This window comes from Luteococcus sediminum (genome assembly GCF_054783495.1).
In genome coordinates this window covers 1-17,679 of record NZ_BAAGQL010000041.1, presented here as the reverse complement: position 1 = coordinate 17,679, position 17,679 = coordinate 1, and the positions used below count along the sequence as shown (strand labels likewise).

The following is a 17,679-nucleotide window of genomic DNA, read 5'->3' as shown; positions in this document are numbered from 1 at the left end:
CCAGCTCCATTGCCCTATGCAGGGACCGACGAAAACCCCGGGACACCCGACCCAGCCTTGACACACAACGCCTCACGCTGATGAGCGGATGTAGTGGAAGTGATGCATGGCCAGCTCTCTAGACTGCGGGAATGGACGCGAAGGATCAGACAGACGTGCGGGTACGCCGGTTCGAGGAGGGGGATGCGGCGCCGTTGACGGACGTGCTGCACGAGGCCTATGCGGAGTTGGCCGGCATGGGCCTGAACTTCACCGCAGTCGACCAGGACGTGGCGATGACCGCGCGGCGCGCCGCGGCCGGGACGTGCTGGGTGGCCGAACGCGGCGGCCAGCTCTTGGGCACAGTCACGGTGTCGTTCCCTCCGTATACGCCCGTGCTGGAGAAGTGGCCGGCCGCTGCCACGCCGGGGACGGCGTGGCTCAACCAGTTGGCCGTGGCGCCAAGGGCGCAGGGCACGGGACTGGCGGGGATGCTGTTCAGGACCGGCGTGCAGTGGGCTCGTGACCAGGGTGCGACCCTGATCGGTCTGGACACCGCAGTACCCGCCGCGCAGCTGGTCGCGTTGTACCGGAGGTGGGGTTTTGCCGAGCGCGACACCATCCACTGGGACGGCAAGACCTACGACAGCGTTGTCATGACGCGACCCCTCTGACAGGTAGCCCGGGACTTCCAGTTCCTGCGGTTGCGGGAGAGGTCTATCAGGGCGTCGGCCTGGCGGTGCGAAGTCCCAGGAACACGAGTGCCGCGCCACCCGCAACGTCGACACGACGCATCCACCGCTGGGGATTGAACCGGGCCGTCACCGCCGTCAACCCGAGGGACCACGCCCCCAACCAGAGCGTCATCACAGCGACATGCGCCGCCGCCAGGATCAGCATGGACCCGACGCCGACCCCGCCAGCGGTGATGAACTGTGGGGCCAAGGTCAGATAGACCGAGGCAGCCTTCACGTTCAGGACGTTCGCCACGTACGCCTGCCACACGCGACGACCATCGCGATCCTCCACCGGCTCCTGCTCTCGGTTCGCTGGTGTGGCGCGCCCACGCAACCCCCGCCACAGCAGAACAGCACCCAGACACACCAGGTAGATCGCACCGGCCAGCCGCACGAGGCGGTACACCTCGGCTGAGCGCATCACCACCAGTGCCAGCCCTGCGCCGGCGAGGATGCCGTGAGTCAGGATGCCTGCACCGGTTCCAGCGATCGTCGCCCAAGCGCCCCGCCGATCGCCCGCGATCCCGCGGCCGCTCACAAGCGTAAAACTGGCCCCGGGCGTGAGGACTACCGGGGTCACGGCCAGACCGAACCCAAGAACTGCAGCGAGGGAGACCATGCCAACATTGTGACAGGTGGAAGTCTCGCGGAGGGCGCCACTCCATCGACGCGCGCCTCTCGGCATTATGCGGGTGATCGATGTCAAGCATCCGTGTGGCTGTCGTCGCTGGCTGCCTTTGTCTTGCGTGCATTGGCCCAGTGGACGCCGTATGTGATGAGAGTGAAGACAGCCATGACGATCAAGCCGACGTAGTTGTCTGCCGAGAGGTGGCCGACGACGAAGAACTTGATGGTGTCGAGGACGGCGTAGACAGCCAGACCGAGCAGCGCGAGATGACGGACCGCCAAACCTCGATTGGTGTTCTCGGCCATGCAGTTCTCCTTGTCACGATGCTTGGGTGGTGTCGATCTCGGTGATGAGTTGATCGTAGATGGCCATGCGTCGGGTCTGTCCTTTGGCGCAGGCGTCGTTGTGTTGGGCCAGGAGGATGGGGCGGAACTCGATGCCGGTCTGGAAGAAGGTGCAGGTCTCGCAGATGTTCTCCAACTCGCAGTCCATGACCTTGGGGCGGATGCAGTAGCCGTTGCCGAGTAGGCGGTGGTGTTCGCGGTTGAGGCGGGCCATGTTGGGGCCGAGGTCGTCCGCGGGCAGGATTGGCGGGCTGGTGTAGAGGGCGTCGACCTTCTCGGCGATCTGGAAGTACTCCTCGGCTACGGTGCGGTTGGCGATCTTCGCATAGACCAGTGTCATGTCGAGGCTCTTGTGGCCGAGCATGGCGGCGATGGCCTCGATGCTCATGCCGCGGTTGATAGCCTGGGTGGCGAGGGTGTGGCGTAGCTGGTGCGGATGCATGTGGCCCAGTCCAGCCGCGGCGCCGGCCTTGTTGATGAATCGGGTGACGGTGTGGCGGTCTAGGGCCTTGCCGTTCTCCCGGGGGATCAGCAGTGGGTGGTCGGCGGGGACGTAGCGGTCGCGGTAGGCGGTGACGAGCTCGACCAGGTGTGGGTGGAGGGGCAGGTAGCGGTCCTCGTGGAGCTTGCCGACCGGGACGTGGAGCCAGTAAGTGTCCCCGATCAGGACGATCGCGTCAGAGGCGAGGCCGGTGAACTCACCAACCCGTAGTCCGGTGCGCAGCAGGAACTCGATCGTCAGCCCAATCAGGATGCGTGGCTCGGCCTGGGCGGCGCGCAGGAGCTTCGCGGCGGTCGGGTCGTCGAGGGCCTTGGGCAGGGCGTGGTGCTGTTTGGGGACGTCGCCGTGGAACATCGGGACGCGCTTGGGGGCCTCGGGCCAGCCCCATTCATCGATGCGCAGGAAGAACACCCGCAGTGTCCCCAGCCGGTGCGCCAGTGTCGCGGGGCTGACGACACCGCCTTGACGACCAGGGCGGGCCATCAGCCAAGGTTTGAAGTCCTCGATCTCCTGGCGGCCGACCTCTGCGACCGACTGGAGTTCGGGACGTTGCTCGATGAGGAACTGGGCGAAGCAGCGCAATGTCTGGTCCGTGTTGACGACACTGCGGGGTCGCAGGACGCAGGCGACTTGGGTCAGATAGTCCTGCAGTGTCTGTCCCAGACGGGGTTTGGCCAGGACGATCTGGTCCCAGGTCATGTAGGGAGTGGTCATCGCAGTCTCCTGAATCCGGGGATGATCGGCCGTTCTGGCGCGGGTGTGGGCGTGATGGGGACGCCGACGAAGACTTGGGCGTCGATGACCTCGGAGGCCTTGCGGTACTGGGTGGCGAGCCAGTCGTCGGCCAGGTGGAGGTAGATCCGGGTGGTCTCGATCGAGGCGTGTCCGGCCTGGGCCTGGATGGCCTCCAGCGGCATCCCGGCCTCGCGCAGGCGGGTCAGGCAGGTGTGGCGCAGCTGGTGACAGGTCGCGTGCCGCAGGTCGGCGCGGCGTCTGGCGGAGTCGAGGACCTCGTCCAGGCCGGCTGGGGTGAGGGGTTGGCCGCGGTGGGGTCGTTTCAGGCTGACGAACACGACATCGGTGGTGGTGTCGGCGGGCCGTTCGGTGTCGAGGTAGGCGGCCAGGTGCTCGAAGAACACTGCCGAGATCGGGACCAGGCGCTGGTGTCCGCCCTTGCCGGCGCGAACGAAGATACGCCGCGTGCCGGGGTGGAGGTCCTCGAGGTGGAGGCCGAGGACCTCGCAGCGGCGCAGGCCGCCGAGCAGCATCGCGGAGACCATGGCCCGGTCACGGTGGGTGCGCAGCGCGGCCGTGAGGGCGTCGACCTCGGGGGCGGTCAGGATCGTCGGCAGTGTGCGTGGTGGCCGGACCAGCGGGACGCCCTCCCGGGGGCGGTTGCGTTCCCGCCGGGTCGGCAGCCCGCGCGGGACAGGGTTGGTGGTGATGTCGCCGCGGACGCTCAGGAAGGCGTAGAAGCCGCTGATCGTGGACAGCCGTCGGTGGATCGTGCGGGCCGAGACCGGCTTGAGCGGCCCGGTGGTGACGGGCCGTGCTGGGAGGTGGTCCTGCCCGGTGCGCTGGGCGGTGATGAAGCCCATCACGTCGCGTGGCGTGACCTCGACCACGGGCTTGTCGACCAGGCGGGTGAACACGAGCAGGTCGTACCAGGCCGCGAGCACTGAGTTCGGGCTGACGCGGACCGCGAGGAAGGCCAGGTAGTCGTCGACCAGCGGGTCACCGAACCGGCCCGGTGACTGACCTGCCGCGCGTTGTTCGGCAGGGAACAGGCGGGGTGTGGCAGCGGCCATGGGACACCTCCATTGGAGCCCGGGATGCCAGCCAGCCTAGACACCCCCGTGATCCGAAGATCACCCACATATCAAGCAAAGTCGGATGCTTACGCTCGCGCAAAGCCCTGATCGTCCGGTACAGAGTTTTCCTCCCACTAGGCGGATACGGTATCGGAGTGCCGCTGCTCGACAGCGGCACTCTTCCATCAGCCTGGAACCCGCCAAACCTCGAAGATCTGCTTGCTGGTCCAGTTGCGGTAGTCACCTATGACGATCCCCCGGCTGCTGCTGGCGGCTTCGATGGTCTGTTCGGTTTTGGGGTTCCAGACGAGGGCGACGTGGCCGACACGGGTGGGGCCGAGGTAGCTGTTGATGAAAATGAGGTCGCCGGGCTTCTCCTGGCCTGGTTGGATGCGTTGGCCGTGGCCGGCGGCGAGCCAGTCGCGTTGGTCTTGGGCGGTGCGGGGCAGGGTGATGCCGGCGGTGCGGTAGGCGGCTTGGACGTAGCTGGAGCAGTCGTAGGCCGTTGGCCCGGCTGCACCCATCACGTAGGGGCCGCCGAGCTTGGTCTTCGCCCAGGCCAAGACACGGCCAGTCTGACCGGCGGGTAGAGTCTCGGTGCCGGAGCCGATGGATGTTTCGATGCCTGGTTCACAGGCGGTCGTAGTGCCGGTGACGGTGCCTCCGCCGTAGGTGTGGGCGTAGTGCAGGACGTCGCCGACGTACCAGTCGGCGTTGTTGTATGCGAACAGGGCGCGGCGGATACCGTCGGGGCCTTTGAGGGCGCCGGAGGCTACGAGGTAGTTGGCGGCGGAGTGGATGCTGTCGGCCGGGTCCGTGATGACGGCTCGTCCGTCGTGGTTTCCGTCGACGCCGTAGTGGGCGAAGGTGGCGGGCATGAACTGCATCAGCCCTTCCGCCCCGGCAGAGCTCGTGGCGGTGTTGCGGCCGTGGGCCGTCTCTTCCATGCCGATACCGGCCAGCAGCGTCCAGGGCAGGCCGTACTTGGTGGCTGCGAGCTTGTAGAGCTTCTCCACCTCTGCAGGGATGGGCAGGGCTGGGTTGTGCAGGGAGTCCTGTCGCACGGCCGGTTGGGGTAGGTCGAACCCGACACCGCCCTCGACGGTCCCTGCCGTGGGACGGGCGGGTGTTGTGGTGGTGGGGTGGCCGTCGAGTGGGGCGCCGTGGCTGGTCATGAAGGGTTGGGGGTCGACGTCGGTGCCGTTGACGGTGACGGTGAAGTGCAGGTGCGCGCCGGTCGAGTAGCCGGTGGAGCCCTGCACCCCGAGCATCTGCCCGGCGGCCACGCGACTGCCGGGCTTGATCCCGCCCTTGATGGTGGCGAGGTGGGCATACAGGGTGCTGATGCCGCCCGTGTGGCGGATGACGACGTGGTTGCCCCACGCCGGGTGTGGGCTGGCGGTGGTGACGGTGCCGCCGGCTGCGGCGACGACGGGGGTGGCGGGTGGGGCGACGAGGTCAACCCCGTTGTGCAACTTCCACACACGTCTGACGGGATGCAGGCGCATCCCGAACCGTGACGTGATCGCGTAGCCGGTGGCCAGAGGGGCGCGCCACTGCCCCGCCGCCGGCGCCGCTTGCAGACAGGCCGGGTCCGTGACCGTCTCGGGTTCGGCTGCGGCGTTGCTGGTGGTTGCGAGTGCGGCGCAGGCGATGGGCACGGCCAGCAGCGCTGTGATGAGGGCGCCGAGGGTGGCGAGGAGTTTGGTCATGGTCAGCCTGCTGTGGCGATGGCGTCGTTGGTGAAGGTGAGGCGTTCTTCGAGGGGGTGGAGGTAGGTCTGGACCTTGTAGAGCTGGTCGGCGACCTGCCAGAGGGCTCGGCCTTTGCCTTGCATGGCCCAGGTGGTGATGACGTCCTGCGCGATGGGGCCCAGGCCGAGGAGGTGTTCGAGTTCGGCCGCGACGGCGCGGTCCTGTCCGTGGAGGATCTTGATGTCGGCCAGGTGCAGGAGGTCCTTGGCGATGGTGGTGGCCTGGGATCCGTGGTCTCCGGCCGAGAGCAGGTCGGAGGGTTTGTGCATGACGGCCCATTGGATGTCGCCGTCGCGGCGGGAGAAGCGCAGGTCGGCGTCGAAGCTCTTGACCGCGTCGGGGCCCAATCGTAGCTGTTTCCATGCTTCGTCGCGCACGACGATGCGCATGTCTCCGGGGTCGGCGACTTCGCGCATGGCGCGTCCCCAGGAGTTGAGGCAGGTCAGGGCGATGCCGACGGCTTCGTCACCGAAGGGTTCGAGGCGGGACAGGGACAGGGACTGGATGGGGGCGCGCCAGTCGACGTGGATGCTGGTGTGGTCGTCGAACAGTCCGGCCAGGGCGCCAGAGACGAGTTGGCCCAGGGCGTCGCGCAGCAGGCGGGTTTCGTCGAGGAAGTGGCGCCGGTCCCGGTAGCGGCACGCGGCGACCAGCTCGTCGGTGGGTTCATCGAGGGCTCGCCACAGCTGCGGAATGGTGGGTTCGGTCAACCGGGTGGCGGCATCGCGGTAGCCGGACAGGTGCGCCAGGACGGTCTTGACGACGACCTCGTCGGAGGGCCCGAAGGGGACGCGCTGCTCCCCCACCTTCTGCGACCCGACCAGCCCGCGCACGAGGGTGAGCCAGCGGCTGAAGACCAGCGCGGAACGGCGCTGCGCCTCCGCCCGGCCCAAGCTCTGCCAGCCGTCGGCGAGGGGGCCGAGGTCGAGGGGATTGATACGCGTGGCCAAGCCGCGCCCGATGGCAAAGGGCTCGACGCCCAGGGCGTGGCACAAGGCTTCGTACTCGTCCTTGGGGTCGCCCAGGATGAGGGCACGGTAGCCGAAGTCCATCATGCGCAGCAGGAAGGCCTTGGTGGTGCCGGACTTGCCGCGTCCGGGTTTGCCCCAGACCATCACGTTGGGGTTGGTGACGGGGATCTGGTCGTCGAGGACCCAACCGAGTGGGTCGGCGTAGAAGGAGCCGCCGGAGAGCTGGTCGATGCCCATCTGCGCGCCGGTGGGTGGCAGGCCGGGGGTGGCGATGAACGGCCACCACACCCCGACCTGGTCGGAAGTCATCCGCCACGCCGCCACCGGCGCCCCGGACGGTGCCCAGCCGCGGCCCCGCCGGAACGCACCGCGTGCTGGGGCGTGGTGGAACAACCTGCCTTCCCTGCCACGGACTGGTGGCGAGGGTGGGGTGGGCAGGCCGTGGCCGAAGTCGGCCAGCAGGTGGGCGACGTCGCGTCCGGTACGGGTGGGCATCAGTTCACCGTCCTGGTCAGCCCGAGGCCAAGCGGGATGGTGGAGGCCAGGAAGCCGGCGTCCTGGGCCAGGTCAAGGCGCAGCGGCGCGAACCCGGCACGGCGGATGGACGCGTCGAGTCGTCGTCCGTAGTCGGCGATCGCGACGGTCTTGGGCGCGGTGACGGTGCACACGGCATACGGGCGCATCAGCGCGGCGCCGCGGGCCAGTTTCTCGTCAACGCCGTGCGCCTTGGCGGCGTCGTTGCGGTGACGGGCCTTGGCCTTCACCCCCGCGCGGCGGCGCAGCTCACCGCCCATGTCGGCGGCGAACTCGGCCGAGTCGCTGTGCCGCTCGGCGCGCTGCTGGGTCAGGATCGGGAAACACACCATGTACGAGCGCCGCTCCCCCGCCTCATCCGGGGTCAGCACCGGCGCCAACGCCCCCAACGCCGCCCCGTTGGCGGGCAGCATCACCGTCGCGCTGATCGAGTTCCACGCATCATGGGAGTAGTGCCGCACCGTCGCCTCCGCCCCCGACGGACCAGCCATCGCCCACGGCACCCCCGCCTCCACCCTTGGGTCGTGCTGGTGCTCAGCCAGAGCCTGGACGATCCCGGCCCGGTCGCCCGGCGCGAAGCCACTGCGACAGGCCAACGCCAACTCCGGCGACGTGAGCCACGACACCTGCGTCATGCCCAACCCGCCCCGCAGCGCCGCCTCGACCTCGGCCATCACACTGCCCAGCACCCGCGCCCGACCAGCCAACCCACCACCGGAATGCCGTGCCACCCGGGCCAGCCGGGCCTCGGGCACGACGACGGTGACGAACGCCTCGGTGCGCACGCTCGCCCTGGACAACGAGCGATGCAGGTCATCATTCACCCGACGCGACAGTCCCTGCGTGGTGGGGCGGCGGTGCTGCTCCACCCAGATCGAGCGTTCCGCCCCGTCGTCGGGCACGGTGCGGACCTGCACGATCAGCTCGTCGGCCAACTCCGCCCGCGCCGTCGCATCGATCAGGCTCGACAGGCCAGCGGCCTGCCGCGCTCGTTCGTCCAGGTTGCTCATCCCGATCCCGGGATGGGTCACCGCACAGGTCACCGCCCAGGTGCGGGCCGCGTGGTTCTGCACCAACGCCACCCGCCGTGCCGCCGCCCCGGTCGGTGGGCCGTCGTGGATCTCCACCCCCGCCAACACCCCGGGCAGATCGACCTGTTCCGGGTTGGTGGCCTTGCCCTGGGCGGCGCGGGCGGTGAACCGACGCGCCCCCGTCGCGGCGCCCACGGTGAAGCACGTCAACGCCCACAACCAGCCCAGCATCGGGCGGCCCTTCACCTGCACCGCCGTCACCAGCACCACCACCGCCCACACCAGGCTGAACAGCAGCATCGACAGCCACGCCTGGCGCTGGATGGCCCAGAAGACCGGCAGCGTCGACACCGACACGGCCGCCAGCTGCCAGGCGTGTAGCCCGAAGAACCACCCAATCCGGTCCCGCGTGTAGTCGCTGTAGATCGTCACGACCTGCCTCCTTCATCAGTCACGCCCGGCTTCGGCCCGTGCTGACCCGGGGTCGGAGCGGTGCCGGGACGTTGTGGGGCTGGCCGCTGTCCTGCCCCTTGGTGGGGTGCCGGTGGTGGCATGGGGTGCTGGGGTGGCAGCGGCTGGACGGTCGGTTCGTCGAGCGTCGGTGGCGCGCTGGACGGGGTCGGCAGGGTGCCGTCGTTGCCGTTGGCGGCATCGGCGTCGGCCTCCGCCAGACCCTGCGGCGCACCACCACTGCCCTGTCCGGGGGTACGGGTGAAGTCCGGCTGATAGGTGTTGTGCCCCACCCCGAGCTGGTTGGTGGCATCGCTGAACAACGCCGACCCCGCCCCACCCAGGTGGGCCATCGTCCGCAGACCCGTCGCCGCGGCCGCACCAATCGCCGCCGCCACACCCAACACCCCCGCCGCAGCACCCCCTTCAGCTGCAGAACCACCCGCGGATGCCGTGCCGCCGCCGGCGGCAGCCGCAGACGGCCTGCCGGCCGGTGCGGAATTGGTCGACGGTGTGGCGTTCTGGAAGCGTGCCGCCGTCGCGGCCTGGGAGGCCTGCTCGCCGGCAGAGCGTCCGTGCTCATCGGTCTCGGAGGCGCTCGTCCCGGACGCCTTGCCGCCCAGACCAGAACCCAGCCCGCTGAGCAGGCCGGAGATGCCGCCCACCCCGGCGAGGCCTGCGCGCACCGCGGCACCGGAGTTGGTGCCCGGGTCGACGAAGGCCAACAACTTGAACAGCGCCACCGGCGCCACCGCCGAGACCAGGATCATGAACACCCCCGGCACCGCCGTCCCGATCGCCGACTCCGGCCCCGTCGCCAACCCCAGTGCGACGCCGTTGGACATCTGCACCCCCAAGCCCATCGTCAAGGTCATCAACACCGGCGCCAGCGCGGCGGCGTGGAACCAGCGCAGCGACTTCCAGAACCACGGACGTCCCACCTCGGACAACAGACCCGCCGCCGAGATCGGCGCGGTCGCGGCCAGCACCAACAACCCACCGGCCCGGGCCAGCAGGATCACGAAGTGCGCGATCGCCGCGATCCACAAGAACAGCCCCATCAGCCCCAGCACGGTCGCCAGCACGGCGTCACTGACGTCCTGACCCGACAACGGCTTGAGCGGCTGCCACGCCTCCCACGCATCGATCGACAACAAGCTCTTCATCAACGCCTGGTTCAACCCGCCACAGGCCGAGACCACCAGCGCCCCGTAGCTCAACCAGGCCACCCACACCATGCAGAACTGGCCCGCCCCGACCACCAGCCGCCCCAACGACTTGCCGTCGCGTCGGGCCAGCACGACGAACAGCTGCACCAACCCCATCAGCACCGCCAACGCCCCGGCCATCCAGAACGTGGAGCGGTAGGCCAACTGCGCCGGCCCCTGCTCCGTCACGTCCGGGGTGAGCAGCGCGGACTCGAACTTCAACACCACCCGCAACAGCCACAGCCCGGCCTGCCACAGGCTCAGCATCATCGCCGTCCACCCGTCGACCACCACCTTCGACGCACGATCAGCCAACGCCCCGAACGGATCCCACAGCATCGCCGGCTACTCCCCCGCGACGTGCCAGGTGCGCCACCCGGCCCGCGCCGCCAACTCGGTACCCGGCCAGGTCGACGGGGCCACGGCCGCCGCACGAGGCGAGGCCACCATCCACCGGCCCCCGCGCCACGCCATGGCCTCGCAATAGCCGTAGGCCATCCGCGACTCGACCCGCACCAGCGCCCGCACGTCCACCAACACACACGCGACCACCCAGTCCGGCCCATCGGTGCCCTTGACCTGAGCGGCGACCGGATCCACCGTCACCCGCGCCCCAGCCTCCAGGCGTCCCGTCATGCCCGCCGAGCCCAGGAAGGACTGGACGTGCCGCACCAACGGCCACTGGTCGACCGGCACAGCACCCGGGACGACCCATGCCCGATGCACCTCGCCCGCGCGGGCCACGTCCATCTCGGACAGCACCGTCTGCTCGATCGCCGCCAACTGCCCCACCGCACCTTCCGGCGTGCGCGGGAAACCCGTCACCACCCGCGCCGGACCCGTCCGGGTCGAGTTCGGCACCGTCAACGCCGACGCAGGCTCCACCGCCGGAGCACCACCCAACGCATCCGCCGGCGCCACCTGCAGCATCGGCTCGGCCAACAGCACATCCCGATCAACCCGCCCCTCAACCGGGCGGGTCGCTGCCGCCGGGGTGTTGGTCCCGGTGGCGTGGACGAAGGCCGTGCGAATCGCGACACCCAAACCAACCAGCAGCGCCAACCCAACCACGCACACACCGGCCAACAGCGCCCACAACCGGCGGCGGCTCCACGGCTGGGGCTGGTCGCCGGTCATGTCACGGCTCCTGGCTGGCCGCTGGTGCGCCGGGGGCATCGGCGATGCAGCCGCTGCCAGTGATGCTCGAAATCAGCGACGGCAGCACCAGGTAGGCGATCGCGGCCAGGAAGACCACAGCCACGCCCACCACACCGGCCTTGCTGGCATGCGGCATCGAGAAGATCCGCCCCGCCACGATCGCGCCGATCGAGACCACCACCCCGACCACGAACATCGCCAACACCGCCCACAGCACATAACCGGTGAGCTGGTCGGCATACTTCTGCGCCCCAGGCGGCGCCAGCGGGCAGATCTCCAACAGCACCAATCCCACGTCGAGCATCACTTCGTCCCCTTCTCGCATTCGCTCAGCAGACCGAGCACGGTGTGCCCGGCCGAGACCACAGACTTCGACAACGGCGCCGGAGACAACCCCGTCACCAACAACCGGCCATCGCACGGCATCACCGCCCACCGGTGCTCGTCGACCAGCCGCTGCAGAACCGGCCCCATCGCCGCGTGCACCTGACGCGGCAACCGACCACCCGACACCGCCCGCACCACCGTGACGCACCGCTGCGAGCCCAGCTCGTCGACCGCCACCTCGAGGCGACGAATGCCCGGCACCGTCCCGGCCGCCACCACCACAACCACCTCCGCGGCAGCGACCGTCGCCGCAACCCACCCGGGCCCGGACGCGCACGGCTGGACGCCGGCATCCAACACCGTGCGCCGCACCACCCGATCCAGCGGCAACGGATCACCCGCCTCGACAGTGGCGGGTCGTTCGATCACCACCCCGTCGCGCTGCGAACGCACCCATGACGACAACTCCCCCAACTCCGCCGACCCAGCACCGGCCAACCCCGAGCAGGCCGGCAGGCTGATTTCCAGCAGCCGCGCGCACGGATCGGCCTGCGCCACCGCCAACGCCACCGTCGACGCGCCTGCCTGCGCATGCGCACCCACCACCACAACCAATGGCTCAGCCGGCCGCCACGCCGACACCGACGCCTCCTCGCCATCCGGCCCGGGCCCAGCCACGGCCAAGGTGACGGGCGACGGCTGGATGGGGTCGGGGCGGGCATAGCGGCCCTGGCTGACGGCATCCCAGGCGCGGCGCAGCTCCGCCACGCTCGGCGCCAACCCGGACATCGAAACTGGTGGTGTGGTCACGTCGACCCAACCCGCCACCGGCTGGTCGGTGCTCACGCCACGTCCAGGAACAGACCCTGCCGGTTCGCGTCCTGCAACCGGCCCAGCACCCGCCCCACCCGACGCCGCGCCGAACTCGGCGAGATCCCCAGCTGCTGCGCCACCACCGCCGACGCCTGCCGCGACATCAAACCGTGCACACCCACCCTCCGGGTCGGCACCTCATGGCCCACCGACACCACCAGTCGCAACAGCGCTGCGTCATCCGGAGTCACCGCCCCAACCCGCGCCGCCTGCTGCAACACCGCCGACAACTCCTCGGCCGGCTCCACCCACGGCTCAGTGCTGGCGTCGTCGACCATCAATCCCTCCAACACCTGGTCGTCCATCGGCTGCGTGTTCGCCCACGTCCGATCGCCACGGTCCTTCGCCTGGATCCCCAGATCCGCGAACGTCGCCCGACGCACCTGCCACTGGATCGAGGCCGCCACCTTGCGGCGCGACCGCCACTCAAAGGTCCGCGCCCCCATCCACAGATGCTGCGCCGCCACGTCACACAACGCCGACATCGGCAACGACCCCGGACGATGCCGACGAAGCTTCGCCAGCGTCCCCGGAATCAACAGCTCGCACAACACCGCCGCCGCCTCCGGACAGTTCTCGCCCTCCACATGAGCCAGCCCCGCCAGCGCGATCAGCACATCATCACGGGCCATCACATCGCCCGTCCGCGACGCCCGACGGAAATCGTCGACCGACCTCAGCAAGCCCAGATCCGGATGACTGATCCCCCACCCCGGGGCCAGCCGATCAGCCGCCTGCAGCAGAAAATCAGTGCCCAGCGCCTCGCGCAACGTGTCCATGTCCATCTCCCTGTCGTGGGTGCCTGTCATGGACACAGATGGACACAACAACGTCCTCACTTTCGTTCCTCCACAGCCCAGACTGCTGGGGGAACGCACGGGAAACACGACACCATCGATGGGAGAAACGCCTAGCCAGCACAGCGTTCCCCCGAAAGCCCGTGCGACCGGCGCTCCAGCGAGCGATCAGAGCTGCCACCGGCCAACGTGGCCCACGACGTGTTTGACTTGGGTCATGGACTTGTTCTCGGTCATCGCCAGCGAGCGTCGTTCCCTTGCCGACCTGCTCGAAGACCTCACCCCGGACCAGCAAGAGGCCCAGAGCCTGTGCAGCGAGTGGACCGTCAAGCAGGTGGCCGCGCACCTGGTCATGCCGATGGAGGTCGGCATGCTCGGTTTCATGGCGGCGATGCTGCGCCACCGCGGCAACTTCGATGTCGCCAACAACGCCCTCGCTCGAAAGCAGGCGCAGCGGCCGTTCGCCCAGATCGTCGAGATCCTGCGCGACAAGGCCGACCACCGCTTCGCCCCGCCCGGCCAGGGACCCGAGGCGCCGCTGACCGACGTCATCGTCCACGGGCTCGACATCACCACCCCACTCGGCCTCACCCACCACGTCCCCGACGAGCACCTCGCCGTGGCCCTGGAGCACCTCGCCGAACCGAGCCCGAAGTCACGCGCCGCCAGCAGACAACTGAACGGGGTGCGACTGGAAGCCGACGACATCGACTGGAGCCACGGCGACGGCCCTCTGGTCACCGCCCCGGCGCGGGCGATCCTGCTGGCCCTGGCCGGACGCGTCGCCGGATGGGACCAGCTCACCGGCGCCGTGCCTCCCCGCTCAGCCTGAGGAGAACCGCCATGGCCCACGACGAGAACCTCGCACGCCGTATCCGCGCACTACTCGATGACCAGCAGACTCTCCGAGAGGTGAAGATGTTCGGCGGGTTGGCCTTCATGGTCGACGACCGGATGCTCTGCACCGCCTCGGCCGGCGGCGGAGCACTCCTCGTGCGAGTCGCGCCCGACGAAGATCCCCAACTCCTCAGCAAGCCCGGCGCGAAACGCGGCGAGATGGGCAAGGACCGCATCATGGGCGTCGGGTGGATCGCAGTCGACGCAGAGGCAATCAAAACCGACGAGGACCTCCAGGTCTGGATCCAGGCGGCTTTGCGCCACCACGCCAAGCAGTAACGATCGGCTGGCTCAAGCCCCCCATATGCTCCGTCTCAGACGGAAGAACGATCCCATCCTCTACCGATCGCGTCGAGCAGTGCCGTGGCCTTCGAGCTCAGTCCGGAGGTGGTGCTGGTCTGTCAGCCGAGTTTGTGAGGGTGCGCACCTGCCGCATGACGATGGCCGATCCCAGCCAGCCGGGTATCACCGAGGTGGACGTTCCGGGCATCACCGTCCTGGTGTGGATCGACGCGGCGATGTGCATCCCGAAGGCCGCCGACCAGCCCGCCACCAGGATGCTCGTGAGGGTCCTCGTTGCCAGATCACTGTCGCGGGACAGGCGCCATGCCATCATCAGGGCCGTCGTCTGGGCGGCCTGGGCGGCGAGACGTTTCGACGCCTTGTGGTCGGCCATCCAGTTGCCATCGATGTGCCGGTCCAACCAAGGGCTGCCCGTGGTGCCAACCCGTCGGAACCAGTCGTCCACCGAGACGAGCACCTCCTCGGCCTGATGGATGGCGATCAGGCCAGCGGTCCATGCCCACGCCTTGTCCCGGTTGTTCATCTCTGTTCCCTTCGGGTCGCGGCCAAGCCGAGGCCATGCGCCGCCAGCAGCCAGCCACCGCACAGGGCGACGGCACGAACTGGCCGTGCGTTGTCTGCCACCCCTGCCCGGCGAAGGCGACGACGTGCCCACCACCACTGCGGCAGGACGACGGTGGGCGAGGTCGCCACTCCCGTGACATAGCCACCCGAGGCCGCCGCTGCCGCGAGGTGTCCCCAGCCATGCACCCCGAAAACCAGCTGAACATCCTGGTAGAGCCACCCCTGGCCGCGAGTCCGCACACCGTCGATGGCGGCCGCCGCGCACAGCAGGCCCATGGTCGCGATGCCGACGTCGACATGACGCTGGCTTGGACGGTGCAGCGCGGCAGGTGTGCGCCGCGAGAGTCCGAGCCGCTCGATCGTCTGCGGCGCCGTCGCAGCCATGGTGAGCCATTCCTCGCCGTCATTGGCCAGGAACGAGCCCCACAGCGACAACGGGACGAGCCATCGGTCACGACCCTCCAGTGCACCGTTCATGGTCACTCCATTTCGATACCATCAGTTTCGCTACTCATGGTAGCGCCATTCAGGCTGGCATGACAGGGTGGTTCCCGTGACTTCTCGTGGACGCCCGCTCGATGCATCTGTGGAGCAGCGCGTGCTGCCCGCAACCCGGGAACTTCTGACGGCGTCGAGCCTGGCGGATCTGCGCATCGACGACATCGCCCGACGAAGCGGCGTCGCCAAGACCACCATCTACCGCCGTTGGCCCAGCCTGACCCACCTCGTGGTGGCCGCCATGGCCGACCTGGTCGGCGAGCGTGAGGTCACGATCACCGATGATCCAGAAGAGGACCTGCAGCGAATCGCTCTTGTGGGGCTCCGGTCGTTGCGGACCGCCGGACCGGCCCTTCCGCCCCTGGCCCTTACGGTCCATCGACATGGCGATGCACAGCTGCGTCGTGAGTATCGCGCTCGCCTGATCGACCCGCTGCGCGGCGCCCTGATCGACTGCCTTCACCGAGGCCAGGCTCGGGGGGTCTTTCGTGCTGACGCTGATGCTCCATTGGTGGTTGATGCGATGATCGGAGCCGCGATCTACCGCCTTGCGATCCTCCACGAAACGCCAACTGAAGCGGACGCGAAGGACCTCGTTTCCCTGCTTCTCGACGGGGTGCGTCCCCAGCCAAGCAGGGAGCGCGAGCAGTGACCCATCAAGTCTCACTCTGGTGCCTCCAGTCTCATTGTGCGAGGCGCCAAACATGTCCGGCGCAACCCAAGTGAGACTCGGCCAGCCGGCGGATCGCCACAATGCGACTGCCCCGGGACAGCAGAATGAGACAAGCCCTGAGCGCCTTGGGCGTTCACTTGACTAGCTTCGTCCGTGCAACTTCGGGAGCAAGGTCCAAGGCCTGCGAGTGAAGCTGAAAGTGGACGCCGGGTCTCTCTGGACTCATCCGGTCCTTGACGACCTTCGTTTCAGTAGTCAGGAGCCCCACTGTCTCGAGGTCCTTGACGCCGCGATCCCAAGTCGACGGACTCAGGCCATAGTGACCACGTCAACCAGGTAGTGGGACGTGGAAGACGTCGAGCAGCTCGAACTGGTCGAACAGGACGACAGTGATCCGGCGTGCTCGGGCGGCAGTGTCAGTCATGTCGCGAGAATAGAACCCCCAAGGGCGTTTGGCCTGGAGGGCAACGGCCGTCTGCCGCGCTCCGCGGCAGAAGTGCGCGTAGTCTGCACCTGAACCCGCCCAAGGCGCGCCCACCCGGTAACGGTGCGTCCTGCCCGTCGCTGGCGAGGGTGGCAGCCCGTTCGAGCCGGGCCGGGTCCGTGGCGCTCACTCCTCGACGGGAGGTGTCGGGGCGCCTCCCCCCCGCTCAGGGGCACACGCCCCGGTGATGTCCCGCGCCGGTCGCTGTCCACTCTCTTCCCGGTGCAGGAATCTACCGCGGGGAGGCCACGGGACGACCCGTCATCGGCACGGTGGAGCGGTCACGCTCGTCGCGGCAGAAGCGGACGTCTGTCAGGCAAGCAAGGCGGGCAGCTGAGCAAGTGTGACCATGGCGTCCGCCTCGCGCCGCTGGCCGATCCTGTCGAGATGGATGGCCACCCAGCCAGCCGCGCGCGACGCCACGACGTCGAGGTCATAGTCGTCACCAACGTAGAGGCATTCGCTCGGCAGGATGCCCAGGGCATGGGCGGTGCGGTCGTATGCCTCGCGGTTGGGCTTCCCGGCGCCGAGGCTCTCGGCGGTGAACACGTCGGGAAAGTAGCCGGCGACGCCGATCAGGGCCAGCTTCTTGCGCTGCTGGTCATCGCTGCCATTGCTGAGCACCGCCAGTCGGCGACCCTGCTGCTGGAGCGTCGCCAGGCACTCGGCGACGTCCGGGTAGGGCTGCCAGGCAGCCTCGTAGGCTCGCAGATAGCCGGTGAAGACCTCATCGAGTTCGTCGTCATCACCGACGTGTTCCCTGAGCAGTGGCAGCACGTCACGCAGCCGCCGGCGGCGTTGCTCGACGAAGCTGATCTCGCCGTCCCGCCATGCGGTGAAGTGTCGCTGTTCGGCTGTTGTCCAGGCTGCGGCGAGTGCGTCGGTCATGGGATGGCCCAAGCCGGTAACCCAGGCCTCCAAGCCAGAGCGTGCCGAGGCAGCGTGATCCATCAGGGTGCCGTCGATGTCAAAGACCACGACCGAAGGAGTGCTCACGGGTCGTGATCTTACGGGGCGGCCGCCTGAGCTGGTCGCGGCAGATGATCGAGTCTCCGGATGGTTCGATAGAACCATGACACCCGTCGTTGTGGAGGTTGCCCCGAGCACGTTGGCAGTTCGGCAATTGGTGGCCTGGATCCACGAGGAATCCGTGGTG

Annotated in this window: 19 protein-coding genes; 4 read left to right on the top strand and 15 right to left on the bottom strand. The window is 68.6% G+C overall.

What is annotated here, in order from left to right:
* The first annotated feature begins 131 nt into the window (after positions 1-131).
* Complete coding sequence (locus tag ACYVKA_RS13760) at positions 132-653, top strand: GNAT family N-acetyltransferase (RefSeq protein WP_460706262.1); 522 nt, start codon at positions 132-134, stop codon at positions 651-653.
* 46 nt (positions 654-699) lie between these two features.
* Here ACYVKA_RS13760 and ACYVKA_RS13755 read toward each other — a convergent pair whose 3' ends face one another.
* The 12 genes from ACYVKA_RS13755 to ACYVKA_RS13700 form a co-directional block, all read right to left on the bottom strand.
* Positions 700-1,335 (bottom strand): LysE family translocator, encoded by a 636-nt coding sequence (locus ACYVKA_RS13755; RefSeq protein WP_460706260.1) that lies wholly within the window; start codon positions 1,333-1,335, stop codon positions 700-702.
* A gap of 83 nt (positions 1,336-1,418) precedes the next feature.
* On the bottom strand, positions 1,419-1,649 hold the full coding sequence (locus tag ACYVKA_RS13750) for a hypothetical protein (RefSeq protein ID WP_460706258.1): 231 nt from the start codon (positions 1,647-1,649) through the stop codon (positions 1,419-1,421).
* A gap of 13 nt (positions 1,650-1,662) precedes the next feature.
* A complete protein-coding gene (locus tag ACYVKA_RS13745) occupies positions 1,663-2,904 on the bottom strand; it encodes a tyrosine-type recombinase/integrase (protein ID WP_460706256.1) in 1,242 nt (413 codons plus the stop codon).
* Entirely contained in the window at positions 2,901-3,998 is a 1,098-nt protein-coding gene (locus tag ACYVKA_RS13740) for a tyrosine-type recombinase/integrase (RefSeq protein WP_460706254.1), read from the bottom strand. Before ACYVKA_RS13740 ends, ACYVKA_RS13745 begins: the two co-directional genes overlap by 4 nt.
* Before the next feature lie 188 nt (positions 3,999-4,186).
* Entirely contained in the window at positions 4,187-5,713 is a 1,527-nt protein-coding gene (locus ACYVKA_RS13735; RefSeq protein ID WP_460706252.1) for a peptidoglycan DD-metalloendopeptidase family protein, read from the bottom strand.
* Positions 5,714-5,715: 2 nt separating this feature from the next.
* Positions 5,716-7,221, bottom strand: coding sequence for an ATP-binding protein (locus ACYVKA_RS13730; RefSeq protein WP_460706250.1), 1,506 nt, complete (start codon positions 7,219-7,221; stop codon positions 5,716-5,718).
* Entirely contained in the window at positions 7,221-8,723 is a 1,503-nt protein-coding gene (locus ACYVKA_RS13725; protein ID WP_460706248.1) for an SCO6880 family protein, read from the bottom strand. Before ACYVKA_RS13725 ends, ACYVKA_RS13730 begins: the two co-directional genes overlap by 1 nt.
* A complete protein-coding gene (locus tag ACYVKA_RS13720; protein ID WP_460706246.1) occupies positions 8,720-10,288 on the bottom strand; it encodes a TrbL/VirB6 family protein in 1,569 nt (522 codons plus the stop codon). The genes ACYVKA_RS13725 and ACYVKA_RS13720 overlap by 4 nt, the downstream gene beginning before the upstream one ends.
* Before the next feature lie 6 nt (positions 10,289-10,294).
* The gene (locus ACYVKA_RS13715; RefSeq protein WP_460706244.1) at positions 10,295-11,086 is read right to left on the bottom strand and encodes a hypothetical protein; all 792 of its coding nucleotides are present in this window, start codon (positions 11,084-11,086) and stop codon (positions 10,295-10,297) included.
* A gap of 1 nt (position 11,087) precedes the next feature.
* Entirely contained in the window at positions 11,088-11,411 is a 324-nt protein-coding gene (locus ACYVKA_RS13710) for a hypothetical protein (protein WP_211336695.1), read from the bottom strand.
* Positions 11,411-12,280, bottom strand: a complete 870-nt coding sequence (locus tag ACYVKA_RS13705) for a serine/threonine-protein kinase (protein WP_460706242.1) — start codon at positions 12,278-12,280, stop codon at positions 11,411-11,413. The genes ACYVKA_RS13710 and ACYVKA_RS13705 overlap by 1 nt, the downstream gene beginning before the upstream one ends.
* Complete coding sequence (locus ACYVKA_RS13700; RefSeq protein ID WP_143813861.1) at positions 12,277-13,086, bottom strand: hypothetical protein; 810 nt, start codon at positions 13,084-13,086, stop codon at positions 12,277-12,279. Before ACYVKA_RS13700 ends, ACYVKA_RS13705 begins: the two co-directional genes overlap by 4 nt.
* A 235-nt stretch (positions 13,087-13,321) precedes the next feature.
* On the opposite strand from ACYVKA_RS13700, the gene ACYVKA_RS13695 reads away from it, so the two are divergent.
* Together ACYVKA_RS13695 and ACYVKA_RS13690 are read left to right on the top strand one after the other, a co-directional pair.
* Positions 13,322-13,936 (top strand): maleylpyruvate isomerase family mycothiol-dependent enzyme, encoded by a 615-nt coding sequence (locus tag ACYVKA_RS13695; protein ID WP_179110573.1) that lies wholly within the window; start codon positions 13,322-13,324, stop codon positions 13,934-13,936.
* Between the two features lie 11 nt (positions 13,937-13,947).
* The gene (locus ACYVKA_RS13690) at positions 13,948-14,280 is read left to right on the top strand and encodes a TfoX/Sxy family protein (RefSeq protein WP_094763709.1); all 333 of its coding nucleotides are present in this window, start codon (positions 13,948-13,950) and stop codon (positions 14,278-14,280) included.
* Positions 14,281-14,377: 97 nt separating this feature from the next.
* Here ACYVKA_RS13690 and ACYVKA_RS13685 read toward each other — a convergent pair whose 3' ends face one another.
* Positions 14,378-14,827: an HXXEE domain-containing protein gene (locus ACYVKA_RS13685; RefSeq protein WP_094763710.1), complete on the bottom strand. Its 450-nt coding sequence runs from the start codon at positions 14,825-14,827 to the stop codon at positions 14,378-14,380.
* The gene (locus tag ACYVKA_RS13680) at positions 14,824-15,345 is read right to left on the bottom strand and encodes an HXXEE domain-containing protein (protein WP_460706240.1); all 522 of its coding nucleotides are present in this window, start codon (positions 15,343-15,345) and stop codon (positions 14,824-14,826) included. Before ACYVKA_RS13680 ends, ACYVKA_RS13685 begins: the two co-directional genes overlap by 4 nt.
* Before the next feature lie 109 nt (positions 15,346-15,454).
* On the opposite strand from ACYVKA_RS13680, the gene ACYVKA_RS13675 reads away from it, so the two are divergent.
* Entirely contained in the window at positions 15,455-16,018 is a 564-nt protein-coding gene (locus ACYVKA_RS13675) for a TetR/AcrR family transcriptional regulator (RefSeq protein WP_460706239.1), read from the top strand.
* An 817-nt stretch (positions 16,019-16,835) separates the two neighbouring features.
* Here ACYVKA_RS13675 and ACYVKA_RS13670 read toward each other — a convergent pair.
* Positions 16,836-17,679: HAD family hydrolase (locus tag ACYVKA_RS13670; protein WP_460706237.1), on the bottom strand; the 844-nt coding region annotated here is incomplete at its 5' end.